This window comes from Devosia sp. 1635 (assembly GCF_013185955.1).
In the GTDB taxonomy this organism is placed as follows: domain Bacteria; phylum Pseudomonadota; class Alphaproteobacteria; order Rhizobiales; family Devosiaceae; genus Devosia.
The window spans coordinates 569,959-593,298 of sequence record NZ_JABAOM010000002.1 but is presented as its reverse complement, the minus strand read 5'-3'; the positions used below and the strand labels follow the sequence as shown (position 1 = coordinate 593,298).

Genomic DNA, 23,340 nt, shown 5'->3' with positions numbered 1-23,340 from the left:
CCCTGTGACGCGACAGGGTTAAGAGGTGCGCCAATTCAACGCAGTGGGGATTGAGGCTTATGGCGCGCAAAAAGATCGCTCTTATCGGCTCGGGACAGATCGGCGGAACGCTCGCTCATCTGGCAGCGCTCAAGGACCTGGGCGATATCGTGCTGTTCGACATCGTCGATGGCGTGCCCCAGGGCAAGGCGCTGGACATTTCCCAGTCTGCACCGGTTGAAGGCTATGACGCCAAGATCACCGGCACCTCCGAATACAAGGACCTCGCAGGAGCCGATGTGGTGATCGTCACCGCCGGCGTGCCGCGCAAGCCCGGCATGAGCCGCGACGATCTGCTCGAAATCAACCTCAAGGTCATGGAGCAGGTGGGCGCGGGTATCGCCAAATATGCACCCGACGCTTTTGTGATCTGCATCACCAACCCGCTCGACGCCATGGTCTGGGCGCTGCAGAAGTTCTCGGGCCTGCCCACCAACAAGGTGATCGGCATGGCCGGCGTGCTCGACAGCTCGCGCTTTGTGCATTTCATCGCCGATGAGCTCAATGTCTCGGTCGAAGACGTCAATGCGTTCGTTCTGGGCGGGCATGGCGACACCATGGTGCCGCTGGCGCGCTATTCCACCGTGGCCGGCATTCCGCTGACCGATATCGTCAAGATGGGCTGGATGAGCCGCGAGAAGCTCGACGCCATCATCCAGCGCACCCGCGATGGCGGCGCCGAGATCGTCGGCCTGCTCAAGACCGGGTCGGCCTTTTATGCGCCGGCAACCTCGGCCATTGCGATGGCCGAGAGCTATCTCAAGGACAAGAAGCGCGTGCTGCCTGCTGCTGCGTTCCTCAATGGCGAATATGGCGTCAAGGGCACCTATGTCGGCGTCCCCGTGGTGATCGGGGCCAATGGCGCCGAAAAGATCATCGAGATCGCACTCAATGGCGCCGAGCAGAAGGCATTCGACAGCTCGGTGGACGCCGTCGAAGGCTTGATCGAGGCCTGTAAGAAGATCGCACCCAAGCTGGCCTGATGGTACTCCGAGCGCTCCCGCCGGGCGCCTAGCGCAGATTTCTGCGCTTCCGGTGCTCACGTACTCAACGTACGCTGCGCTCCGGTTCTCGACATCCACGCTATCCGCCGCGGCGGATAGCCCCCAGAGCACCATCAGGTGCCCCACACAGGGTTCAAGCAAATGAACATTCACGAACACCAGGCCAAAGAGCTGCTGAAGTCCTACGGTGCGCCCGTGGCTGAAGGCGTTGTGATTTATTCGGCTGACGAGGCGGAAGCCGCGGCCAAGAAGCTGCCCGGGCCGCTTTATGTAGTCAAGTCGCAGATCCATGCCGGTGGACGCGGCAAGGGCAAGTTCAAGGAACTTGGGCCCGATGCCAAGGGCGGCGTGCGGCTGGCACGCTCCATCGACGAGGTGAAGGCATTCGCCAAGGAGATGCTGGGCAACACGCTCGTGACCAAGCAGACCGGCGATGCGGGCAAGCAGGTCAATCGCCTTTATATCGAAGACGGTGCCGACATCGCGCGCGAGTTGTATTGCTCGCTGCTGGTGGATCGCAGCAGCAGCCGCGTGGCTTTCGTTGTGTCCACCGAAGGCGGCATGGATATTGAAGCGGTTGCCGAGCACACGCCCGAAAAGATCATCTCGGTGGCCATCGATCCGCAGACGGGCGTGACCGAAGCAGATGTGGCCAAGATTGCCGACGCACTGGCGCTCGAAGGCGACGCCAAGGCGGATGCCGCCAAGCTGTTCCCCATTCTCTACAAGGCATTTGTCGAAACCGATATGAGCCTGCTCGAGGTCAATCCGCTGATCGTGATGACCGATGGTCATCTGCGGGTGCTCGACGCCAAGGTGAGCTTTGACAACAACGCCGCCTTCCGCCACCCCGAGCTCAAGGAGCTGCGCGACCTTTCGGAAGAAGACGAAAAGGAAATCGAGGCGTCCAAGTACGATCTGGCTTATGTGGCGCTCGATGGCAATATCGGCTGCATGGTGAACGGGGCGGGCCTTGCCATGGCCACCATGGACATCATCAAGCTCTATGGCGCCGAGCCGGCGAACTTCCTCGATGTGGGCGGCGGCGCGACCAAGGAAAAGGTCACGGCGGCGTTCAAGATCATCACCGCCGATCCGGCAGTGGAAGGCATCCTCGTCAACATCTTTGGCGGCATCATGCGCTGCGATGTGATCGCCGAGGGCGTGATCGCTGCGGTCAAGGAAGTGGGCCTGCAGGTGCCGCTGGTGGTGCGCCTCGAGGGTACCCGGGTCAAGGAAGGCAAGGAGATCCTCAACCAGTCGGGTCTCAACGTCATCTCCGCCGATGACCTTGACGACGCTGCCCAGAAGATCGTCGCCGCGGTCAAGGCCGCCTGATCCCCCCACCCGATTAAAGCGTAGGCCCAAACCATGTCCATTCTCGTCAACAAAGACACCAAGGTCCTCGTGCAGGGGCTGACCGGCAAGACCGGCACGTTCCATACCGAACAGGCGCTGGCCTATTACGGCACCAAGATGGTGGGTGGTGTTAACCCCAAGAAGGCCGGGGAAACCTGGACCAGCGGGCTCGATGCTTCGGCGTCGCTGCCCGTGTTCGCCTCGGTTGCCGAAGGCAAGGAGCGCACCGGCGCCACCGCATCGGTGATCTATGTGCCCCCTCCGGGCGCTGCCGCGGCCATCGAGGAAGCCATCGATGCGGAAATCCCGCTGATCGTGTGCATCACCGAGGGCATTCCGGTGCTCGACATGGTGCGGGTCAAGGCCAAGCTCGAAAAGAGCAAGTCGCGCCTCCTGGGCCCGAACTGCCCCGGCGTCTTGACTCCGGAGGAATGCAAGATCGGCATCATGCCCGGCTCGATCTTCTCCAAGGGCTCGGTGGGTATTGTTTCGCGCTCGGGCACGCTTACCTATGAGGCAGTGTTCCAGACCACCAATGAGGGTCTTGGGCAGACGACGGCGGTGGGTATCGGTGGCGACCCTGTGAAGGGCACCGAGTTCATCGACATGCTCGAAATGTTCTTGGCTGACGAAGCGACCAAGTCGATCATCATGATCGGCGAAATCGGTGGTTCGGCCGAAGAAGACGCGGCGCAGTTCCTGATCGATGAAGCCAAGCGCGGCCGCAAAAAGCCGATGGCCGGCTTTATCGCGGGGCTGACCGCACCAGCCGGGCGCACGATGGGCCATGCTGGCGCGGTGATCTCGGGCGGCAAGGGCGGCGCGCAGGACAAGATTGCGGCCATGGAAGCAGCGGGGATCAAAGTATCCAAGTCCCCGGCGCGGATCGGCAAGACCTTGGCGGAAGTGCTCAAGGGCTGATGGGGCAATAGAACCCCAACTCGGTCCCGTTTTCGCCATTGAGTGATGTTAGGGACCAGCAAGTGGGCCGGGCGGCGGCGCTCCAGGGCGCCGTCTCGCTTAACAAGATGCTCACGAAACTCGGTTAAGGCTTCGTATTCGGACTACAGGTAAGCCGGGCTGGCCGGCTTGTTGAGAAGGATGGCGGGGCTCGGGCCTCGCATAAAAGCGATGACACGACAGGAAAAGAACGACACGTTCTTGCTGACCTCGTTTCTTTACGGGGGCAATGCCGACTATATCGAACAGCTGTATTCCCGCTTCAAGGCCGATCCAAACAGTGTCGACGAGACCTGGAAGAGCTTTTTCGGCAAGCTCGAAGACAGTGACGCCGACGCCATAAAGAGCGCCGAGGGGCCGAGCTGGGGCCGCACCGACTGGCCGCAGAGCCCTCGTAGCGAGCTGGTCAGCGCGCTCGATGGGAACTGGGGCGAGATCGCCGTCAAGACCGAAAAGGCTGTCACCAAGAAGGCCGAAGCTGCTGGCGTTCCGGCGGCTAGCGCTGCGGATGTGGTGCAGGCGACCCAGGATTCCATCCGCGCCATCATGATGATCCGCGCTTATCGCATGCGCGGGCATCTGCATGCCGATCTCGATCCGCTCAAGCTGCAGGTGCGCGAAGCCGCGCCCGAGCTCGACCCGCAGAGCTATGGCTTCACCGAGGCCGATTACAGCCGCAAGATCTTCATCGACAACTATCTGGGCCTCGAATACGCCACCATCCCCGAGATGCTGGCCATTCTGCAGCGGACCTATTGCGGCACGCTCGGCATCGAATTCATGCATATCTCCGATCCCGAGGCCAAGGCCTGGATCCAGGAGCGCATCGAAGGGCCCGACAAGGAAATCACCTTCACCCCCGAGGGCAAGAAGGCGATCCTCAACAAGCTGATCGAGGCCGAAGGCTTCGAGAAGTTCATCGATGTGAAATATACCGGCACCAAGCGCTTCGGCCTTGATGGCTCGGAAGCGCTGATCCCGGCGCTCGAGCAGATCATCAAGCGCGGTGGCGCGCTGGGCATCAAGGACATCGTGCTCGGCATGGCCCACCGCGGGCGCCTTAATGTGCTCACCCAGGTCATGGGCAAGCCGCATCGCGCGCTGTTCCATGAATTCAAGGGTGGCGCGTTCTACCCCGAGGACGTGGAAGGCTCGGGCGACGTCAAGTATCACCTGGGCGCATCCTCGGACCGCGAGTTCGACGGCAACAAGGTGCACCTGTCGCTGACTGCCAATCCGAGCCATCTCGAGATCGTTGATCCCGTGGTGCTGGGCAAGGCACGTGCCAAGCAGGACCAGCACATCTCGCCTGATGGCAAGCTCATCAACATCGCCACCGAGGGCAAACCCGACCGCTCGATGGTGCTGCCGCTGCTGCTGCATGGCGATGCCGCCTTTGCCGGGCAGGGCGTGATCGCCGAGTGCCTGGGGCTTTCGGGCCTCAAGGGCCACCGCACCGGCGGTTCGGTGCATTTCGTGATCAACAACCAGATCGGGTTCACCACGAGCCCGAAATTCTCGCGCTCCTCGCCCTATCCGACCGATGTCGCCAAGATGATCGAGGCGCCGGTGCTGCATGTGAATGGCGATGATCCGGAAGCGGTGGTGTTTGCCACCAAGGTCGCGATCGAGTTCCGCCAGCGCTTTGGCCGTCCCGTCGTGATCGACATGTTCTGCTATCGCCGCTTCGGTCACAACGAAGGCGACGAGCCAAGCTTCACCCAGCCGCTGATGTACACCAAGATCCGCGGGCACAAGACCACGCTCGAGATCTATGGCGAAAAGCTGATCGGGGAAGGCCTGGTCACCGCCGAGGAGATCGACGCGCTCAAGGCGGAATGGCGCAGCAAGCTCGAAGCCGAGTTCGAGGCCGGGCAGGACTATCGGCCCAACAAGGCCGACTGGCTCGATGGCGCCTGGAAGAACTTTAAGCCGGCCGAGCAGGAAGGTCCGCGTCGCGGCCATTCCGGCGTCGAAGTGGATCGCCTGCACCAGATCGGCACCGCGCTGACCAAGGTGCCGGAGGGCTTCAACGTCCACAAGACGGTCAAGCGGTTCCTCGATAACCGGCTCGCCGCGATCGAATCGGGCGAGGGCATCGACTGGGCGACTGCCGAGGCATTGGCCTTTGGCACGCTGGTGACCGAGGGTCATCCGGTGCGCCTGTCGGGTCAGGATGTGGAGCGTGGCACGTTCAGCCAGCGCCATTCCGTGCTCAACGACCAGATGGTTGACGGCAAGACCTTTACGCCGCTCAACAACCTGGCTCCCGATCAGAGCCGCTACGAAGTCATCAACTCGATGCTCTCGGAAGAAGCGGTGCTGGGCTTTGAATATGGCTATTCGCTGTCCGAGCCCCGCGCGCTGACGATCTGGGAAGCCCAGTTCGGCGACTTCGTGAACGGCGCTCAGGTGGTGATCGACCAGTTCATCTCCTCGGGCGAGCGCAAGTGGTTCCGCATGTCGGGCCTCGTGATGCTGTTGCCCCATGGCTATGAAGGGCAGGGCCCCGAGCACTCCTCGGCGCGTCCCGAGCGCTTCCTGCAGCTGTGTGCCGAAGACAATATGCAGGTCGCCAACTGCACGACGCCGGCCAACTATTTCCATGCGCTGCGCCGGCAGGTGACCCGTGACTTCCGCAAGCCGCTGATCCTGATGACCCCCAAGTCGCTGCTGCGGCATAAGCGGGCAACTTCGGGCCTGGCTGAGATGGGCGCCGACTCCTGCTTCCATCGCCTGCTTTGGGACGATGCCGAAGCGCCCGGTGCACCCAAGACCAGCATCAAGCTGGTGGCGGACGACAAGATCCGGCGCGTCGTGCTGTGCACCGGCAAGGTGTATTACGACCTCCTGGAAGAGCGCGAGAAGCGCGGCATCGATGATGTGTATTTGTTGCGCATCGAGCAGCTTTATCCGTTCCCGGCCAAGGCGCTGCTGGATGAACTGGGCCGCTTTGGTAATGCCGAGATCATCTGGTGCCAGGAAGAGCCCAAGAACATGGGGGCCTGGGCGTTCATCCAGCCCTATGTGGAATGGGTGTTCGACCAGATGGGCCGCAATGGCCAGCGGGTGCGCTATACCGGCCGCCCGGCTTCGGCCTCCACGGCCACGGGCCTGATGCGTACGCATCTGGCACAGCTGCAAGCCTTCCTCGACGAAGCTTTCGCACAATAAGGGACTGACAATGTCGACAGAAATCCGCGTGCCGACGCTCGGCGAAAGCGTTACCGAAGCCACCATCGGGCAATGGTTCAAGAAGGTGGGCGATGCGATCGCCGCCGATGAACCCGTGGTGGAGCTGGAAACCGACAAGGTGACCATTGAAGTGCCGGCTCCTGCCGCCGGCGTGCTCGAAGCGATTGCGGCCAAGCCCGGCGATACCGTCGATGTGGGTGCGCTGCTGGGTGCGATCGGCGCTGCCGGTGCGACGGCAACTGCCAAGCCAGCACCCGCCGCCAAGGCAGCCGAGGCGCCAAAGCCGGCCGCAGCCCCTGCTGCTGGTCAGGCCGATCCGGCGCTTGGCCACCAGACCAGCCGCGAAGCTCCGGCTCCGGCGGCCAGCAGCGGTTCGGCGACGGCCAGCCCTTCGGCCCAGAAGCTCATGACCGAGAATAATCTGGGCGCGGGTGACCTTAACGGCTCGGGCAAGCGCGGCCAGGTGCTCAAGGAAGACGTGCTGGCGGCGGTCAGCCGCGTTGGCGCCGCCCCTGCAGCCGAGGCCAAGGCGCCAGCAGCGGCCCGTGCTCCGGTTGCGGCGGATGATGCCGCGCGCGAAGAGCGGGTGAAGATGACCCGGCTGCGCCAGACCATTGCGCGCCGCCTCAAGGACGCCCAGAACACCGCCGCCATGCTGACCACCTTCAACGAGGTGGACATGAAGCCAGTGATGGACTTGCGCGCCTCCTACAAGGAGCTGTTCGAGAAAAAGCACGGCGTCAAGCTTGGCTTCATGGGCTTTTTCACCAAGGCGGTGGTGCATGCGCTCAAGGAAATCCCCTCGATCAATGCCGAGATCGATGGCGATGAGCTGATCTACAAGCAGTACGCCCATATCGGCGTGGCCGTGGGCACCGATAAGGGCCTCGTGGTGCCGGTGGTGCGCGATGCCGACCAGATGAGCATTGCCGAGATCGAGAAGTCGATCAACGCACTGGGCAAGAAGGCCCGCGACGGGCAGCTGTCCATGGCCGACATGCAGGGGGGCACCTTCACGATCTCCAATGGTGGCGTGTACGGCTCGCTGATGTCCACCCCGATCCTCAATGCCCCGCAGTCGGGCATCCTGGGCATGCACAAGATTCAGGAGCGCCCGGTTGTCGTGGGCGGCCAAATCGTCGTGCGTCCGATGATGTATCTGGCGCTGAGTTATGATCACCGGATCGTGGATGGCAAGGAAGCCGTGACCTTCCTTGTGCGCGTCAAGGAAAGCCTCGAGGCGCCCGAGCGCCTGGTTCTGGACCTCTGATCGGGGCCAAATCACTGGTTTGTTGAAGGCCCGCTTCGGCGGGCCTTTGTTTTGTCTGGTCACGTTGGCGTGGGGCGGGTGGCGGGTAACGCTTTGCTAAGCTCTAACCGGTTTCTACAGGGGCTGGGGCGTTGCAGTGTGGAGTTGAGTGTTTGAAGAAGATCCCTGTCATTGCCTTGTGCCTGTTGCTGCCCGTTTCTGCCTGGGCGCAGGAGGCCATCGAACCAGCGACTGCTGTTCCCGATCCGGCCCTTGTGGGCGAGTTGATGGCGTTCCACGGCTCGGAAGCGATCGTTTCGGCGATGACCACCCATTGCTATGAAAATACCGGGCTCAACAGCGCCTATGAAACGGCGCGCGACAACTGGTATTTGCGCAATATCGGCTTTCTGGACCTTGCCGACCGGGTGATCGCGCGGCTAGGGGGCGGGGAGCCCGGCCAGCTCGAGGCGGCCGAGACTTATGGCGGCACCCAGATCATGAGCGCCTATAACAGCGCCGACGACAAACGGGCCTTTTGCCAAAGCTTTCTCGAGCGGGTGGAAAGCGGCGAGCTCGACATCGACAAGCAATTGCCCGAGCCGCTCAAGCGGGCCCAGGATATTGCCTCGCGGTGAGGCTGCGTGGGCAGCGGGAGTGCTGCGTTTTGCCAATTCGCTTTTGCCGCGACTCCGGCTAGTAGACGACAGTGTCCGGCGAGGCTTTTCCGCGCTCTAGCGGTGGTTAAATCTCCTGACCAACATTACATCTAGCCGCAGGCCGCCAGCGTGACTGGGGCTGAACAGCAGTTGCAGGATTTTTGGGGCTATCACCATGGCAGATATATTCGACCTCATCATCATCGGCTCGGGCCCGGGCGGCTATGTGGCAGCCATTCGCGCGGCACAGCTGGGCATGAAGGTCGGCGTGGTGGAGAAGTGGCCGACGCTGGGCGGCACCTGCCTCAATATCGGCTGCATTCCCTCCAAGGCACTGCTGCATGCTTCCGAGCTGTTCGATGAGGCCGCGCACGGCTTTGCGCAACTGGGGATCGACATTCCCGCGCCCAAGCTCAACCTGCCGCAGATGATGAAGCACAAGACCGATACGGTGGCGAGCAATGTCGGCGGGGTGGATTATCTGTTCAAGAAGAACAAGGTCACCGTGCTGCGCGGCACCGGCTCAATCGTCGGCCAGGGCAAGGTGCGCGTAACGCCGGAAAGCGGCGAGGCCAGCGAGGTCGAGGCCAAGGCCATTGTGATCGCCACGGGTTCGGTTTCTGCCAACCTGCCGGGCATCGAGATCGACGAGACGCGCGTGGTCACCTCCACCGGCGCGCTGACGCTCGACAAGGTGCCAGGCAAGCTGCTGGTGATCGGGGCCGGCGTAATCGGGCTTGAGCTTGGCTCAGTCTGGGCGCGCCTTGGGGCCAAGGTCACCGTGGTGGAATATCTCGACCGCATCCTGCCGGGCATGGACAGCGAAGTGGCGCGGCAGTTCCAGCGCATTCTCGCCAAGCAGGGCATCGAGTTCAAGCTGTCGAGCAAGGTCGCGGGGATCGACAAATCAGGCGCTGCGCTGCAGGTGCGGGTCGAGCCGGCGCAGGGCGGCGAGGCCGAGGTGCTGGAAGCCGATGTGGCGCTGGTGGCGATCGGGCGCAAGCCGTTCACCGAAGGGCTCGGGCTCGAAGAAGCGGGCGTGGCGCTCGATGAACGCGGGCGCGTGCGCGTCGATGCGCATTACAAGACTTCAGTTGAAGGCATCTATGCCATCGGCGATGTGATCGAAGGGCCGATGCTGGCGCACAAGGCCGAGGACGAGGGCATTGCCGTGGCCGAGATCCTGGCCGGGCAGGCGGGCCACGTCAATTACGGCGCCATCCCCGCCGTGGTTTACACCAATCCTGAAGTGGCGAGCGTCGGCAAGACCGAGGACGAGCTCAAGGCCGAGGGTATCGAATACAAGATCGGCAAATTCCCCTTCACGGCCAATGGTCGTGCCAAGGCGATGCTGGCGACCCAGGGCTTCGTCAAGATCCTGGCCGATGTGGAAACCGATCGCGTGCTGGGCGCCCATATCGTGGGCAAGAATGCCGGCGAGATGATCCACGAACTGGTGACGCTGATGGAATTCTCTGGGGCGGCGGAAGACCTCGCCCGAACCACCCATGCGCACCCGACGCTATCGGAAGCGGTACGCGAAGCGGCGTTGTCGCTGGGTGATGGCGCCATCCATATCTAGGTCCCGAGGCGGCGGGCGTCCCGCCGCATTGGACATGAGGACTAGGTTCTGTAACGTGCCGGAGCGCATCTTGCGCTTCGGAGCCCGTTCATGTTGACCCTGCTTTCTTATGTCGCGATCGCCGCCCAGGCGATGACGGCTGCGTTGACGGCTGGGCAGCGCAGCATGGATTGGTTCGGCGTTTGCGTGTTGGCCTGCGTGACGGCGCTTGGCGGCGGTACGGTGCGCGACATCGTGTTGGGACATTATCCGCTGTACTGGGTGGCCAACCCCTATGTCTTGTTGTTGGCCAGCGGAGCGGCACTCCTTACCATCGCCCTGGCGCAATTTGTCGACCGGCTGCGCTGGCCGTTCCTCTTGCTGGATGCGCTGGGTCTCGTGGTGTTCACCATCATCGGCTGCAATGTGGCGATGCAATCGGGCAGCCATCCCATCATCGTGCTGGTTTCGGGCATGGTGACCGGCATCGTCGGCGGCGTCCTGCGGGACGTGTTGTGCAACGACGTTCCGCTGGTTTTCCGCAGTGAGCTTTATGCGACCGTGTCTTTGGCGACAGCTGCGGTATATTACCTGGGGCTCAAGGCAGGCCTGAACGCGGAACTGGTCAGTGTCGCGGCGGCTTCCTTCGGCTTTGCGTTTCGCGTTGCCGCGCTGATTTGGCACTGGAACATGCCCAAGTTTGTCTATGATAAAGATCTGCGCTAACGCATAGGGCCTTCCGTCCCTAACCCCCTTATGGCATTGAGCTACCATACAAGTGGGAGTGTGGCATGCGACAAACTTGGCGGTGGTTCGGTCCCCAGGATCTGACCAGCATTGACGATATCACCCAGGCTGGCGCGCAAGGTGTCGTCAGCGCGCTGCATCACGTACCCAATGGGGTGGTGTGGACGCCCGAGGAGATCCGCAAGCGGCACCAGGAAATCGGCACCCGCAAGGATGGCACGGCTTCGCGCCTGACCTGGGACGTGGTGGAAAGCTTGCCGGTTTCCGAAGACATCAAGAAACAGAAGAACGACTGGCGCGAGCATATCGCCAATTACAAGATTTCGCTGCGCCACTTGGCGGAAAGCGGCATCGAGGTGGTGTGCTACAATTTCATGCCGGTGCTGGATTGGACGCGGACCGACCTGCGCTTCACCGTCGCCAATGGCGCTTCCTGCATGCGCTTTGACATCAATGATTTTGCCGCCTTCGACATTCATATTCTCGAGCGGCCGGGCGCTGGCGCCGACTACAGCAATGCCATTGCCGACGAGGCCGGGCGGCGCTTTGCCGAGCTGGATGAGGACAGCAAAAAGCAACTTGCGCGCAATGTGACCATGGGGCTGCCGGGCTCAACGGAGTCGATGACGCTCGACGATGTGCGCGCCCACCTGGCGGAATATGGCCAGATCAGCGCAGAACAGTTGCGGGCCCATTTCATCGACTTCCTCGAGGAAGTGGTGCCGACGGCCGAGGAGTTGGGCGTGCGGCTCTGCTGCCATCCCGACGATCCCCCGTTCGCGCTGCTGGGTTTGCCGCGGGTGATGTCGACCGAAGCGGATTACACCACCATTCTGCAGGCGGTGGACAGCCACGCCAATGGCATGACGCTGTGCTCGGGTTCGCTGGGGGCACGGCCGGACAACGACCTGCCGGGCATGATGGAGCGGCTGGGAAGCCGGGTGCACTTCCTGCATCTGCGCAACGTCAAGCGGGACACCGACGACGTCATGGGCTCGTTTTTCGAGAGCGAGCATCTGGGTGGGGATGTGGACATGGTGGCCCTCATCGCGGCCATTGTGCGCGAGGAAAACCGGCGGCGCATTGCCGGGCGGAGCGACCACACCATTCCCATGCGCCCCGATCATGGGCAGGACATTCTCGATGACCTCAACCGGCGGGCGCAGCCGGGTTACCCGACGATTGGCCGCATGAAGGGGCTGGCGGAACTGCGCGGGGTGATGACCGCGTTCGAGCATCGGGAACTGGGACTAGCGGCGCGCTAGTCTTCCAGCAGATAGGCGCCGGCGCGGGTGGGCAGGATGGTGGAGCCCACGATCTTGGCGATACCCGCGCCGCGCCGAACATATTTGGCCGAAACGCGCGAGAGCACGATGCCGCTCGTTCCGGCGAGGATCGGGCGGCGGGCCATGAAGGCTTCCGGGCCATCCATGGCGATGAGATCGGCCACGGGCTGGCCGGCCTCGACATGGTCACCCAGCTCGACCCGGTAGGCGAGGAGCCCGGGCGCATCGACGCGCAGCACTTCGGTGGCTTCAAAGGGCGTGGGGCCAGGAGCGGGGACGGGTGCTGCCGCGGGCGCTGCGTCGATCAAGCCGCGGCCAGCAAAGAAATTGAACAGCCCCAGAGCGTCCTGGCGGCCGAAATGGTCGAAGCTGTCGGCGCGGCCCCGATATTCAAGGGTTGCGGCCTCGACGGCCACCGGAACGGGATGGCCGGGATTTGCAGCCGCGGCCTTGCGGTAGAGCGAGGGGAAGACCTCATCAAAGGAGCCACCGCCACTGTCCTCGGCCGTAAGGGTCGCGGCAACGCCCATCCAATTGGCGAGATCCTGCAGGCCCGGCATCAGTTCGGGCGAGGTGAAGATGTGCTTGAGGCTGTCGTCGTCGCAATGCAGGTCTAGCACGAGATCGGCGGAAGCGGCGGAGCGCAGGACCTGGAGGCGCAGGTGTTGGGCGGCGGAGCTGGGGATTTGTTCGTCAATCCAGGCGGCAACAGCTGAGCGGATGGCGGCGATATTGGCGGTGGGGTCGTCGCTCAGCCGGCCGGCGAGGGCCGGGGCGACCAGCGGGTAGAGATCGGGCCAGCGGCGGTTGTAGTTGACCCCGGTTTCGGTGTCGTAGCGCCCGATATGGTGGCGCAGCGACCGGTTGGCGAGCCCGAGCGGGTTAACCGAGGGGAAGATGGTGAAGCGGGCACGCAGGGCGCCATCGGCGTCGCGCAGCATGGGCAAAAGGTGATGCAGCGCCATGGTGCCAGGCTGTTCATCGGCATGGAGGGCCGCTTGCAGATGGACGGCGCGGGGCGCGTCGGCAGGGCCGGCCGTGTACCAGAAGAGCTCGGTGCTGGTGCCGGGGATGTCGCCGGAAAGGGTGTTGCGGTGGAGCTCGAAGGTCATGGGTTCAGCGCATCCATTTGGGGGCAAAGCGCAGCTTGGGCTGGTTGGGCATGTGCCGCATCAGGCGGCGGTAAACGAGGTCGAACACGAAAAAGACGGTGAGCGAAACCACGAGGAAATACAACGCGGCCACCGAGAAGTGGAGGAAGACGTTGTAGTCGCGCTCGAACAACTCCTTGGCGGTGATCATCAGGTCTTTCTGCTGGCCGATCACCGGCAGCGCGAAATACACGATGGCCGTGGCGTGGAAGAGGAAGACGACCTCGTTGGTATAGGCCGGCCAGGCCAGGCGGATGGCGCTGGGCCAGACGACGGAGCGGAACTGTTGCCAGCGGCTCATGCCAAAGGCGCGGGCGGCTTCCACCGAGCCGCGCGGCACGGCGCGCAGGGCACCATAGAAGATTTCGGCGGTATAGGCGGCGGTATTGAGGGTCAGTACCACCGGGCCGATGAAGAGGGGATGGAGCACCAGCCAGGAGATGCCCCATGGCTTCCAAACGCTGATATTGAGCGACAGCGCCAGCGAATAGAACATGAAGAACTGGATGAAGAGCGGCGAGCCGCGGAAGGCGTAGATATAGCCGCGGCAAAGGCGGGACAGCAGCGCATTGCGCGCGTTCTTCCCCAGCGCCAGCAGGATCGCCATGCCAAAGCCGATGGGGATGGAGGCGGCGGCAAAATAGATGTTGAACCAGACGGCCGGCAGGAACAGCGCCAGTTCAGCGAAAAAGCGCTCCATCAGCTGTGACCTTCGCTGATGATGCCACGGCCGACGCGCCGGGTAATGGCGGCAAAGGCCTTTTCGGACAGGAAGGTCACGAGGATATAGAAGACGAAGAGAACGAGGTAATAGCGCCAGCGCCAATCGTCATGCACCAGCCCGACGGTGGGCAGGAAATTGGGGGCGCCGAGCCGATCGGCCCACAGGACGATGTCGGCGATCTGTAGCAAGGACAGCAGGGATGTCGCCTTGATGATCAGCATCCAGACATTGGAAAGGCCGGGCAGGGCATAGACCCACATCTGGCGGATCTGAAAGCGCCAGAGCACCTGGCGGGCCGAAAAGCCGAAGGCCTGAGCGGCTTCAAGCTGGCCCTTGGGCACAGAGCGCAGGGCGCCGTGGATCACCGTGCTCGCGAATGCGCCGTAAACCAGCCCGAGTGAGACGGAAGCGAGGACGAGGTATTCGGGTGTGCCCAGGAGCCAGTTTGCGCCGGGACAGGGCGGCCAGGCTGCAGCCTGGGCCGCGATGTCCTCGGGTGAGCAAACCTGCTTGGCCAGCAGCCACTCTACGCCTTGTTCGAAGGCCAGGGGGAAAAACAGAAAAAACAGCACATCAGGTACGCCGCGCACGATGTTGGCGTAAAAACCACCCACAAGCCGCAACGGCAGGAAGCGCGAATTGCGGAATGTGGCCCCGAGCAATCCAAAGATCACGGCCAGAGTGCCGCCGGCCAGGGCGGCAAAGATCGTGAACTGGAAGCTCGCATACCAGGTGAGGTGCTTGCCATTGGTCAGATAAGCCAGCCAGAAGCCGATGTCTTCGCTCATAGATAAGGGCTGACCGGGCAAGAGGAGGAGACTTGGCGAGAAGCCGGGGCAGGGTGCCTGCCCCGGAGCAATGGTTTATTGGGCGAAGTAGGGACCGCGGCCTTCGAACCACTTGGCGATCAGCTCGTCAACGGTGCCGTCGGCCTTGAGGGCCGCAAGGGCACCATCAAGCGTTGCCTTGAGCTCGGTATCTTCCTTGCGGATGCCACCGCCGATGCCCTCGCCGATGAGGACATCTTCGCCAACGAACTCGATCCCGCCGCCCGAGGCATTCACGACTGGCTCGAGATAGGCCCCGTCGGCAAAGATGACGTCGAGATTGCCACCAGCCAAATCGGCCATCGCCTGATCGGCCGTGGTGAAGGACAGGATGGTATTGCCTTCAGCCATGTTCTGCTCGGCGTAAGCGGCCTGGATGGTGCCGCCCTGAACGCCGATTCGCACGCCGCTGAGGTTGGCGAAATCCAGATCAGCGCCGGCAGGGGCAGCGAAGCGCGACGGATCGGGCGGGAAGTAGTTGTCGGTGAAGCCGATCGACTCGCGGCGCTCATCGGTGATCGACATGCCCGCCATGATCAGGTCGTAGTTGCCGGCAAGCAGGTTGGGGATGATGGAGTCCCAATCATTGATAACCCACTCGCAGGTGAGGCCCGCCTGTTCGCAGATGGCATTGCCCAACTCGATCTCATAGCCAGCGGGAGCGCCGGAGTCGTCGAGGTAGTTCCAGGGTGCATAGGCACCTTCGGTGGCGATCCGCAGGGTTTCCTGGGCTTGAACGGCTCCGGAAAGCGACAGGGTCGCGAGCGCCGCCAGCAGTAATTTTTTCATTGTCGTCTCCGTTTTCGCTGATGTGCTGCCTAGCTGTGCTGGGCAGCGTTGAAGAATTGCCTGAGCCGAGCGGACTTGGTGAAGTTGAACACCTCCTCGGGCGTACCTTCTTCCTCGATGCAGCCCTGATGCAGGAAGATAACGCGGTCCGAGACCGAGCGGGCAAATTCCATGTCATGGGTCACAAGGATCATGGTGCGGCCTTCATCAGCCAAGACCTTGATGACGCGCAGAACCTCTACTTGCAATTCAGGGTCGAGTGCCGAGGTCGGTTCATCAAACAACATGACACGCGGATTGATGCAGAGGGCGCGGGCGATGGCGGCGCGCTGTTGCTGGCCACCCGAAAGCTGAGCCGGATAGCTCATGGCCTTGTCGGCAATGCCTACTTTATCCAGCATGGCGAGAGCTTCACGCTCCACTTCGGCGCGGCCGCGTTTTTGCACCACAAGCGGCGCTTCCATGACGTTCTGGAGGATCGTCATATGTGCCCAGAGATTGAAGGACTGGAACACCATGCCGAGCTCCGAGCGGATGCGGCGGATCTGCTCTTCATTGGCTATGCGGCGATGCGAGCCCTCGCCGCGCAGGGCAATGGGTTCACCGTCGATGCAAACAGTGCCGCGCTCGGGCACTTCGAGCATGTTGATGCAGCGCAGCAGCGTCGACTTGCCCGAACCAGACGAGCCGATCAGGGATATGACCTCGCCTTCATAAGCGGCAAAGGAAATGCCCTTGAGGACTTCGAGTGCGCCGAAGGATTTATGCAGGTCCTGGAGCTGCACCACCGGGGATCGAGCCCCAGCGGGCTGAGTTTGCGTCATACTTACCTTGCGTCCGTGGCGGGGGCAGCCGCTCTGGTCATGTGCTCGTTTTTGAGGCTCGCTCCTCAATTCGCAATCAAGAAATGCAAATCCACGGCAATAAGCAAGGGAAAACGCGTGTTTGCGGCTGCATGACTGCGTTCAAGCGCCGAACTGGTCGGCCGGGACGCGCAGTCGGTAGCTCAGCCGGTCCTCGTCGATGGTGAAGCTGGCGGTGCCCCCGACAGAAAGCGGCACGATGCGCTCGAGCACCATGGTGCCGAAGCGGGGCGCCTGGCGGGTTTTTTCGGTGTCGATGCCCGTTTCCTGCCACTCAATGAGGAGGGATGGGGGCTGCTCGTCCTCCTGGCTTACCTGTGCGTCGATCCAGACATGCCCCATCTGGCCATCCGAAAGCGCGCCGTGAAAGACGGCATTGGCGGCAAGTTCATGGATGGCGAGTCCGATATGCAGGGCAGCGTTGGGCCCGAGCAGGGGATTGTCTCCGGTCAGGCGCATCTCCTTGAGCATGCCCGAACTCACCCGGGTGAGCTGTGAGGTCACAAGCGACTGGAAGTGCGTGCCCTGCCAATTGCTTTCGGTCACAAGGTCCTGCGTGCTGGAAAGGGCGTGCAGGCGGCCGCGGAACTTGTCGAGGAAGTCCTTAATGCCCCCGCTGTGGTGGGCGGTCTGCATCGCGACGCTTTGCACGATCGCAAGGAGGTTCTTGGAGCGGTGACTGACTTCACGCAGCAGCGCCGCGATGGCCGCCTCGCGGCTGCGCTCGTCGGTGATATCATTGAGGACGATGATAACCCCGTCGCTATCGGGCAGGAACCGGCCCTCGAACTGTCGGCGGCGGGAGCCGTCAGGCAGTTCGAACGTGTTGGTTTGCACTTGGCCGGTGGCGCGGCAATCGGCAACCGCCTCGGCAAAGCTGGACGCGACGGACTCAGGCAATAGCTCCCGTTCGGTGCTGCCAATGATCGGGCAGTTGGCCCAGGCGGAGGGAAGATTTTCGGCCAGATCGAAACGGCCCTGAGAGTTGTGGTGCAAGATGGTGATCCCTTGCCCCGCCAGTCCGGCAGACAAGGCGCGCAGCCGCAGAGCTTCGGGGGGCTCGGTAGAGGTGCTCGGCATGGCGTTAACTGCTCACTATTTGCGGCTGCCTTGCAAGCCAAAGGCGCTGAAACAGCGTACGCCTTTGGCTTGCAAGGATCGCCTAGGATGCTTCAGACACGCCGCATAAGGCCGACGACGATAGAACTGGCGACCAGCACCAGGAACAAAAAGAACAGAAGTTGGGCGGCGCCGGCCATCGCGCCAGCGAACCCGCCGAAGCCGATTATGAAGGCCAACGCCGCAATGACAAGGAAGACAAGCGCGTAATACAGCATGGGTTTGCTCCCGGACCTGCCAATGCAATGGTAACGGGTGGCCGATAGCGCGGTTCCTGCAAGGCACAAAAAAGGGCCGGGAAAACCCGGCCCGATCAATGGTTTGCAGTACCCTCAGGCTGCAGCGCGCGAACCTTCGTCAAAGAACAAAGCCTGGCTGATAAGGGCTTTGACCATGTCCGGGTTGAAGGGCTTGGTCACGAGGAAAGTTGGCTCGGGACGCTCGCCCGTCAGCAGCCGCTCGGGGAAGGCGGTGATGAAAATCACGGGGACCGAATGGGTGTTGAGAATGTCGTTGACCGCGTCGATACCCGAGCTGCCATCGGCGAGCTGAATATCGGCCAGGATCATGCGGGGATTGGTCTGGTTGAAGAGATTGACCGCTTCCTTGTGGGTGCGGGCAACGCTGACCACTTTATGGCCAAGGCTTTCCACCAGCTGCTCGATGTCCATCGCGATCAGCGGCTCATCCTCGATGATCATGATCTCGGTGGCAACCTGGCGGGAGATTTCGACCGAAGCTTCGTCGAGGAGCGCGGCGAACTCGGCGTCCGAGACGGACAGAATTTCCGCCGCTTGCGGATGGGTGAAGCCTTCGACAGCCACGAGCAGGAAGGCCTGGCGGGGGCGAGGGGCAAGGTTAGCGAGGTTGCTGGCAGCGCGCTGCTCCCAGGCGAAGGTGGAGGCAGGCTCGGGAACCTTGACGGCGGAAGACGAGAACAGGGCAGAGAAGAGCTTATAAAGCGCAATCCGGTCGTTTGACGCTTCAGGGAACAATGAGATGTCCGCGATCAGAGCTTCCAGGGTGGCGGCAACATAGGCGTCGCCCGAGGTTTGAGAACCCGTGGTTGCACGGGAAAACCGCCGCAGATACGGCAAGTGCGGAGCGATCCGCGTGGACAAAGTCATTAACAACTCCCAAATGACGCTTGAAGCTTGTGGTGGCCACGATCCGAATAAACGGACCGGTGAAATGAAAGTTCCAATGGCTTGGAACTTTTTTGAGGACGGTGCATTCTACCGACCTAGTGGGCAAATCGGATCAGTTTTATAGGCATGATAAAGGATAATTTTGTGTCCCAGCAACGTATGCGTATGCAGGGGCGGGCGGAGGACGGCTTGGGTCCGAATTCGGACATCGGCTCGCGTCTGCGCGCGCTCTATGGCGCGGTTCAAGACGAGGGCGTACCCGAGCAATTGCTCGATCTTCTTGAGAAACTCGACAGCGCTGAGCAGGCACAATCACGCAAGAATCCTCAACATGGCGGAGAATAACGGCATGGAAGTTGAGGCTCCTTCTTTCAAGCGAGAGATGCTGTCGACCTTGCCGAGCCTGCGTGCATTCGCCGTATCGCTGACGGGCAAGCACGACAAGGCCGACGACCTGGTGCAAGATACCGTCATGAAGGCCTGGGCGAAGCAATCCAGCTTTGAGATGGGCACCAATATCAAGGCTTGGTTGTTCACCATCCTGCGCAATGAGTTCTACAGCCAGATGCGCAAGCGCGGCCGTGAGGTTCAGGACAGCGATGGCGCGTTCACCGAGCGGCTGTCCGTCCATCCCTCGCAATATGGCTCCATGGACCTGCAGGATTTCAAGAAGGCACTGGCACAATTGCCCGATGACCAGCGCGAAGCGGTGATCCTGATCGGTGCTTCAGGCTTTTCCTATGAGGAAGCCGCAGAAATCTGCGATTGCGCCGTCGGGACCATGAAGAGCCGGGTCAGCCGTGCGCGCACGCGCCTGCAGGACATCCTCAAGATCAGCGGCGAAGCCGATTTCGGTCCCGACGCGGTTTCAACGCAGGTAACCACGTCCAACCACTCGTTCTAGGAACGACCGGCGAGCGCCCCTGTAATGGCGCTCGTCAATTTTTGCTCGGGCACGGGCTTGAGCACGACCGAGACATCCTTCATGCCAGGAACGCCGCGAGCAGTGATGTAGTCGGCTGTGGTGAACACCAAGGGGACTCCGGCCCCGCGCAACCCCTCGCACAGCGCCAGCTCATCGGGGGAGGCGCGCTTGAGATCCACGATCGCCAAGGCGCATGAACTCCACTGGTCCTGGAGCGCGAGGGCTTCATCGACGGAATGCGCCAGGGTTGTTTGACCAACATTAAAAGCTTCCAGCACACGCTGGATGTCCAGCGCGATGAGCAGTTCTTCTTCGACAACGAGAACAGTTTGGCCGGTGAGCATGGCGATCCGATAATGTGAGCCACTCTAATGGCTCCCGGCGCGAATCCTGTCATTAAAGTTTGACATGTGAGGGGGCCGACCCTTAGCTAGCCCGCCAAGGGACCCCTTTGCTTTTCGCGGTGTTGTTTGAGTCTCGTTCTGCCCAGTTCCGGTCGACGGGTGCCTTGTCAGCAATGCCCATTGCGGGCGATGCCGCGCTTTCGCGAATTCTCCCCTGGCGAGCTGCAATTCATTTCCACCTTCAAGACGGGCGAGCTGATCGCCGAGACCGGCACCACCGTGTTGTCGGAAGGCGTCAACAACGCCCACCTTTATACGGTGCTGTCGGGCTGGGCATTCCGCTACAAGTCCCTGCCGGACGGGCGGCGGCAAATCCTCAACTATGTGCTGCCGGGGGACCTGGTGGGGCTGCAGGGCTCCGTGCTTGGGGAAATGCAGCATTCCGTAGAAGCGCTGTCGCCCATGGTGCTCTGCGTGTTCCAGCGCAATCGGCTGGACGAGGTGTTCCGCAATCATCCGGGGCTGGGCTTTGACGTCACCTGGCTTGCAGCACGCGAAGAGCGGATGCTCGATGAGCACCTGCTGAGCGTAGGCCGGCGCAGTGCCACGGAGCGGGCGGCCTATCTTATTGCGTTCCTTTATCACCGCGCGGCTTCGGTGGGCCTTGCGCCGTCGCGCACGCTGCATATCCCGATTACGCAAAGCCATGTTGCCGATACGCTGGGCTTGTCCATCGTGCATACCAACAAGACGCTGCGCCGGCTGGCCGACCGCATGCTGATTCGATGGCTCGACCGGGCGTGCGACGTGCTGGACCCCGATGGGCTGATGGCATTGGCTGATTGGGACGGGACAGTGGAGCCGAATCGGCCGTTTATCTGAGGATCGGCCTCAAAACCGCCACCCCCATTACCCAAGAGCGTGCCGGGGCCGCGCCAAGCGCATGTTGAAGTGAGGGCAGGTTGAGTCAGACCGGAACGGTCGTATCGTCGCGCGGATCAATACAAAGGCTGGCCGTGTTCGCCTCGCTGGCTCTGGTCTTGTTGGCAGCGGCGGCGGCCCTCGTGATGATGCAGGGCATTGATCGGCAACTGCGCGACGTAATCGACACCTATGAGGTGCGCAACCAGGCGCGTGAGCTCACCAACGCCTTGGCCGAAGCGGAAAGCAGCCAGCGCGGCTATCTGCTCACGGGCGATGAAAGCTTCGTTGATCCTTATCGCCGGGCGAGTGCTGCAATTCAAACCCGAATGCTCTCGCTGGCTGCGCTGACCAAGGATCGCCCGAACCAGGCCGAGCGGATGGCGTTAATCGCCTCCGAGATCGCGATGCGCACCGCTGAAATGGAGCGCAATGTGCAACTGGTGCGGACCATGCGGGCCGATCAGGCGCAAGCGCTCACCCAAACCGGCATGGGGGCACGGCTGATGGATTCGGTTCGCGAGTCGCTCGAGCAGTTTATCCGCGAGGAAAACCAGCGGCTGGGCGAGCGTAACCGCGCCATTGATACGTCTCGGCGCTGGCTGGTGGGTGCGGTGATTACCGCCCTGGCGGCAGCGGCGATCCTGGCTTATTCGCTGTTTAGCAGATCGCAGCGCATGGTCGTGTCGCTGGCCCATGGGCAGTCCGCGCTGCAATCCCAAAACGAGGTGCTCGAAGGGCATGTGCGCGAGCGCACCCAGGCGCTGGAAGAAGCGCGCGCCCATGCCGAACATGAACGGCAGCGCGTGGAAGCGCTGCTGCAGGACACCAATCACCGTATCGGCAATTCCCTCGCGACAGTATCGTCCATGCTGGGGCTGCAAATGCTGCGTTCGAAATCGCCGGAGGTGCAAAGGGCGCTGGAGTCGGCTCGTTCCCGGGTGCATGCCATTGCGTCGGCGCATCGGCGGCTGCGCTTGGGCGACGATCTGGAAACTGCCCGAGCCGATGAGTTCATGGAAGCGGTGCTTGATGATCTCAAGCTGACCGCCGCCAATGCAGGGGTGGTCCATATCGAAGGGGATGTGGAGCCCTTCGTGATTGGCGCGAGGGATGCCACCACGATCGGCATCCTGGTCGGCGAACTGGTCACCAATGCCCTCAAGCATGCTTTTCCAGACGGGCAGGGTGGCACAATCTCGGTGCGGCTGCGGCGGTCGGAGGATGGCGTGCCCACGCTCGCGGTGGCTGATGACGGGGTGGGCATTGCGCCTGATCAGGACATGGGCGAGGGTGGGCTCGGCAGTGTGATCGTCAAGCAATTGGCCGCACAGTTTGGCGGCGTGCCGGTTTACGAGCGGCGCGAAGAAGGCGGCATGAAGATCTCGGTGCCGCTGCCGACGATAGACTCTGCCGAAAAACCGACACACAGCTGAGAGGGCTTGGGATGCGCATCATTGCCGTGCTGAACAGGGATGGCGGTACGCTGCGCACCATGGACCTTGATGCCTTCAGCACTGAGGCAATCTCGATTTTTGCCGAGCACGGTCATTCCCTCGAGTGCCGGGTGGTTGGTGGCAAAGCTGTCCAGGGTGAGCTTTGGCGCGTGGCGGAAACGCCGGGGGTCGACGTCATTATGGCCGCTGGTGGGGACGGCACGGTTTCTGCAGCGGCGGGGGTGGCCTTTGCCACCAAGGTGCCACTGGCGGTACTTCCCGCCGGAACCATGAACTTGTTTGCCCGGTCTCTCAAAGTGCCGCAGGACCTGCATGAAGCGCTTGAGGCACTTGCCGCGGGCACTATCGGGCAGGTCGATGTTTGCAGCGCCAATGATCGCGCCTTTGTCTACCAGTTCAATGTGGGCGTCCATGCCAGGCTGGTGCGCATTCGCGAAGACATGGTTTATCGGAGCCGGCTGGGCAAGATTTTCGCCAGTCTCCGGGCCGTGGCCGCGACGGTGGTGCGGCCCCCCAACTTCGAAGTGGATCTGCATACGCCCACCGGCAGCCAGCGGCGGCGCGCGTCGGGCATTGTCGTTTCCAACAATCCCATCGGCTCGGGCCCGCTGCCGCATCCGGATCAATTGGATGCCGGCCTGCTGGCCGTTTATGTCGCCGAACCCATGTCGAGCTGGGCCCTGCTCAAGCTGGTAGTCGATGTTTTTCGCGGCACCTGGCAATCAAGTCCGCTGGTTACCTCGACCCTGGTCGAGGAAGCGGTGCTGCATTTTCCCAAGCGCAAGCGCGGTGCCCATGCTGTGATCGATGGCGAGTTGATCCGGCTGGATAAACTGGTAAAACTGCGGGTTCATCCCGGCGGCCTGCCGGTGCTGCTGCCGCAGCCGGCGATGCAGGTTCCCGAATGATTGCAGAATATTGGCAACCAAATACCATCCTGGTCGTTTGGTTGGGTTGATGGATGTGCGGCCTTGTCGTTGCACCATTTGCCGCAACCGGTAACGGGACAAACA

At 62.1% G+C, this 23,340-nt stretch carries 23 protein-coding genes; 14 read left to right on the top strand and 9 right to left on the bottom strand.

Annotation, left to right across the window (positions count from 1 at the left end; all coding sequences use genetic code 11):
- Window positions 1-59: 59 nt before the first annotated feature.
- From mdh to uxuA, 9 genes are all read left to right on the top strand, one after another.
- A complete protein-coding gene (gene mdh / locus HRU92_RS09740; RefSeq protein ID WP_127753813.1) occupies window positions 60-1,022 on the top strand; it encodes a malate dehydrogenase in 963 nt (320 codons plus the stop codon).
- 162 nt (window positions 1,023-1,184) lie between these two features.
- Window positions 1,185-2,381, top strand: a complete 1,197-nt coding sequence (gene sucC / locus HRU92_RS09735) for an ADP-forming succinate--CoA ligase subunit beta (RefSeq protein ID WP_173088089.1) — start codon at window positions 1,185-1,187, stop codon at window positions 2,379-2,381.
- Between the two features lie 33 nt (window positions 2,382-2,414).
- The gene (sucD, locus tag HRU92_RS09730; RefSeq protein ID WP_127753811.1) at window positions 2,415-3,323 is read left to right on the top strand and encodes a succinate--CoA ligase subunit alpha; all 909 of its coding nucleotides are present in this window, start codon (window positions 2,415-2,417) and stop codon (window positions 3,321-3,323) included.
- A gap of 210 nt (window positions 3,324-3,533) precedes the next feature.
- Window positions 3,534-6,536, top strand: a complete 3,003-nt coding sequence (locus HRU92_RS09725) for a 2-oxoglutarate dehydrogenase E1 component (protein WP_172123938.1) — start codon at window positions 3,534-3,536, stop codon at window positions 6,534-6,536.
- 10 nt (window positions 6,537-6,546) lie between these two features.
- Entirely contained in the window at window positions 6,547-7,827 is a 1,281-nt protein-coding gene (gene odhB / locus HRU92_RS09720; RefSeq protein WP_172123936.1) for a 2-oxoglutarate dehydrogenase complex dihydrolipoyllysine-residue succinyltransferase, read from the top strand.
- Between the two features lie 152 nt (window positions 7,828-7,979).
- Complete coding sequence (locus tag HRU92_RS09715; RefSeq protein WP_172123934.1) at window positions 7,980-8,444, top strand: hypothetical protein; 465 nt, start codon at window positions 7,980-7,982, stop codon at window positions 8,442-8,444.
- Window positions 8,445-8,640: 196 nt separating this feature from the next.
- The gene (gene lpdA / locus HRU92_RS09710) at window positions 8,641-10,047 is read left to right on the top strand and encodes a dihydrolipoyl dehydrogenase (protein WP_172123932.1); all 1,407 of its coding nucleotides are present in this window, start codon (window positions 8,641-8,643) and stop codon (window positions 10,045-10,047) included.
- 90 nt (window positions 10,048-10,137) lie between these two features.
- Window positions 10,138-10,752 (top strand): trimeric intracellular cation channel family protein, encoded by a 615-nt coding sequence (locus HRU92_RS09705; protein WP_173088087.1) that lies wholly within the window; start codon window positions 10,138-10,140, stop codon window positions 10,750-10,752.
- Window positions 10,753-10,817: 65 nt separating this feature from the next.
- A complete protein-coding gene (uxuA, locus tag HRU92_RS09700; protein WP_172123928.1) occupies window positions 10,818-12,038 on the top strand; it encodes a mannonate dehydratase in 1,221 nt (406 codons plus the stop codon).
- Here uxuA and HRU92_RS09695 read toward each other — a convergent pair.
- From HRU92_RS09695 to HRU92_RS09660, 8 genes are all read right to left on the bottom strand, one after another.
- Window positions 12,035-13,171, bottom strand: coding sequence for a succinylglutamate desuccinylase/aspartoacylase family protein (locus HRU92_RS09695; RefSeq protein ID WP_172123926.1), 1,137 nt, complete (start codon window positions 13,169-13,171; stop codon window positions 12,035-12,037). The genes uxuA and HRU92_RS09695 overlap by 4 nt on opposite strands.
- A 4-nt stretch (window positions 13,172-13,175) precedes the next feature.
- Window positions 13,176-13,910, bottom strand: a complete 735-nt coding sequence (locus tag HRU92_RS09690) for an ABC transporter permease subunit (RefSeq protein ID WP_172123924.1) — start codon at window positions 13,908-13,910, stop codon at window positions 13,176-13,178.
- Window positions 13,910-14,722, bottom strand: coding sequence for an ABC transporter permease subunit (locus tag HRU92_RS09685; RefSeq protein ID WP_172123922.1), 813 nt, complete (start codon window positions 14,720-14,722; stop codon window positions 13,910-13,912). The genes HRU92_RS09690 and HRU92_RS09685 overlap by 1 nt, the downstream gene beginning before the upstream one ends.
- A gap of 75 nt (window positions 14,723-14,797) precedes the next feature.
- Complete coding sequence (locus tag HRU92_RS09680) at window positions 14,798-15,550, bottom strand: transporter substrate-binding domain-containing protein (RefSeq protein WP_127753801.1); 753 nt, start codon at window positions 15,548-15,550, stop codon at window positions 14,798-14,800.
- Between the two features lie 29 nt (window positions 15,551-15,579).
- A complete protein-coding gene (locus HRU92_RS09675) occupies window positions 15,580-16,374 on the bottom strand; it encodes an amino acid ABC transporter ATP-binding protein (RefSeq protein ID WP_127753800.1) in 795 nt (264 codons plus the stop codon).
- A gap of 141 nt (window positions 16,375-16,515) precedes the next feature.
- Complete coding sequence (locus HRU92_RS09670) at window positions 16,516-17,493, bottom strand: PAS domain-containing sensor histidine kinase (RefSeq protein WP_127753799.1); 978 nt, start codon at window positions 17,491-17,493, stop codon at window positions 16,516-16,518.
- Between the two features lie 92 nt (window positions 17,494-17,585).
- Window positions 17,586-17,750 carry a DUF1328 family protein gene (locus tag HRU92_RS09665; protein ID WP_172123920.1) on the bottom strand — a complete coding sequence of 55 codons (165 nt, stop codon included), beginning with the start codon at window positions 17,748-17,750 and terminating at the stop codon, window positions 17,586-17,588.
- A gap of 114 nt (window positions 17,751-17,864) precedes the next feature.
- Window positions 17,865-18,659 carry a response regulator gene (locus HRU92_RS09660; RefSeq protein ID WP_127753797.1) on the bottom strand — a complete coding sequence of 265 codons (795 nt, stop codon included), beginning with the start codon at window positions 18,657-18,659 and terminating at the stop codon, window positions 17,865-17,867.
- 165 nt (window positions 18,660-18,824) lie between these two features.
- On the opposite strand from HRU92_RS09660, the gene HRU92_RS09655 reads away from it, so the two are divergent.
- Together HRU92_RS09655 and HRU92_RS09650 are read left to right on the top strand one after the other, a co-directional pair.
- Window positions 18,825-19,025 (top strand): NepR family anti-sigma factor, encoded by a 201-nt coding sequence (locus HRU92_RS09655; RefSeq protein ID WP_348983115.1) that lies wholly within the window; start codon window positions 18,825-18,827, stop codon window positions 19,023-19,025.
- 4 nt (window positions 19,026-19,029) lie between these two features.
- Window positions 19,030-19,584 carry an RNA polymerase sigma factor gene (locus HRU92_RS09650; RefSeq protein ID WP_127755277.1) on the top strand — a complete coding sequence of 185 codons (555 nt, stop codon included), beginning with the start codon at window positions 19,030-19,032 and terminating at the stop codon, window positions 19,582-19,584.
- Here HRU92_RS09650 and HRU92_RS09645 read toward each other — a convergent pair.
- Window positions 19,581-19,949, bottom strand: coding sequence for a hypothetical protein (locus HRU92_RS09645; RefSeq protein ID WP_127753795.1), 369 nt, complete (start codon window positions 19,947-19,949; stop codon window positions 19,581-19,583). The two genes, HRU92_RS09650 and HRU92_RS09645, sit on opposite strands and share 4 nt — an antisense overlap.
- Window positions 19,950-20,138: 189 nt before the next feature.
- Between HRU92_RS09645 and HRU92_RS09640 the strand changes: the two genes are divergently transcribed.
- From HRU92_RS09640 to HRU92_RS09630, 3 genes are all read left to right on the top strand, one after another.
- Window positions 20,139-20,831: a Crp/Fnr family transcriptional regulator gene (locus HRU92_RS09640; RefSeq protein ID WP_172123918.1), complete on the top strand. Its 693-nt coding sequence runs from the start codon at window positions 20,139-20,141 to the stop codon at window positions 20,829-20,831.
- Window positions 20,832-20,965: 134 nt separating this feature from the next.
- Window positions 20,966-22,306 carry a CHASE3 domain-containing protein gene (locus HRU92_RS09635; protein ID WP_173088085.1) on the top strand — a complete coding sequence of 447 codons (1,341 nt, stop codon included), beginning with the start codon at window positions 20,966-20,968 and terminating at the stop codon, window positions 22,304-22,306.
- Between the two features lie 11 nt (window positions 22,307-22,317).
- The gene (locus tag HRU92_RS09630; RefSeq protein WP_127753793.1) at window positions 22,318-23,235 is read left to right on the top strand and encodes a diacylglycerol kinase family protein; all 918 of its coding nucleotides are present in this window, start codon (window positions 22,318-22,320) and stop codon (window positions 23,233-23,235) included.
- Window positions 23,236-23,340: the final 105 nt, after the last annotated feature.

Coding starts and splice junctions, on each gene's coding strand:
- HRU92_RS09690 (WP_172123924.1), bottom strand. CDS start 13,910: ATGGAGCGCTTTTTCGCTGAACTGGCGCTGTTCCTGCCGGCCGTCTGG.
- HRU92_RS09725 (WP_172123938.1), top strand. CDS start 3,534: ATGACACGACAGGAAAAGAACGACACGTTCTTGCTGACCTCGTTTCTT.
- uxuA (WP_172123928.1), top strand. CDS start 10,818: ATGCGACAAACTTGGCGGTGGTTCGGTCCCCAGGATCTGACCAGCATT.
- HRU92_RS09645 (WP_127753795.1), bottom strand. CDS start 19,949: ATGCTCACCGGCCAAACTGTTCTCGTTGTCGAAGAAGAACTGCTCATC.
- HRU92_RS09650 (WP_127755277.1), top strand. CDS start 19,030: ATGGAAGTTGAGGCTCCTTCTTTCAAGCGAGAGATGCTGTCGACCTTG.
- HRU92_RS09665 (WP_172123920.1), bottom strand. CDS start 17,750: ATGCTGTATTACGCGCTTGTCTTCCTTGTCATTGCGGCGTTGGCCTTC.
- HRU92_RS09695 (WP_172123926.1), bottom strand. CDS start 13,171: ATGACCTTCGAGCTCCACCGCAACACCCTTTCCGGCGACATCCCCGGC.
- HRU92_RS09660 (WP_127753797.1), bottom strand. CDS start 18,659: ATGACTTTGTCCACGCGGATCGCTCCGCACTTGCCGTATCTGCGGCGG.
- HRU92_RS09705 (WP_173088087.1), top strand. CDS start 10,138: ATGTTGACCCTGCTTTCTTATGTCGCGATCGCCGCCCAGGCGATGACG.
- HRU92_RS09630 (WP_127753793.1), top strand. CDS start 22,318: ATGCGCATCATTGCCGTGCTGAACAGGGATGGCGGTACGCTGCGCACC.
- sucD (WP_127753811.1), top strand. CDS start 2,415: ATGTCCATTCTCGTCAACAAAGACACCAAGGTCCTCGTGCAGGGGCTG.
- mdh (WP_127753813.1), top strand. CDS start 60: ATGGCGCGCAAAAAGATCGCTCTTATCGGCTCGGGACAGATCGGCGGA.
- HRU92_RS09675 (WP_127753800.1), bottom strand. CDS start 16,374: ATGACGCAAACTCAGCCCGCTGGGGCTCGATCCCCGGTGGTGCAGCTC.
- HRU92_RS09685 (WP_172123922.1), bottom strand. CDS start 14,722: ATGAGCGAAGACATCGGCTTCTGGCTGGCTTATCTGACCAATGGCAAG.
- lpdA (WP_172123932.1), top strand. CDS start 8,641: ATGGCAGATATATTCGACCTCATCATCATCGGCTCGGGCCCGGGCGGC.
- HRU92_RS09680 (WP_127753801.1), bottom strand. CDS start 15,550: ATGAAAAAATTACTGCTGGCGGCGCTCGCGACCCTGTCGCTTTCCGGA.
- odhB (WP_172123936.1), top strand. CDS start 6,547: ATGTCGACAGAAATCCGCGTGCCGACGCTCGGCGAAAGCGTTACCGAA.
- HRU92_RS09670 (WP_127753799.1), bottom strand. CDS start 17,493: ATGCCGAGCACCTCTACCGAGCCCCCCGAAGCTCTGCGGCTGCGCGCC.
- sucC (WP_173088089.1), top strand. CDS start 1,185: ATGAACATTCACGAACACCAGGCCAAAGAGCTGCTGAAGTCCTACGGT.
- HRU92_RS09640 (WP_172123918.1), top strand. CDS start 20,139: ATGCCGCGCTTTCGCGAATTCTCCCCTGGCGAGCTGCAATTCATTTCC.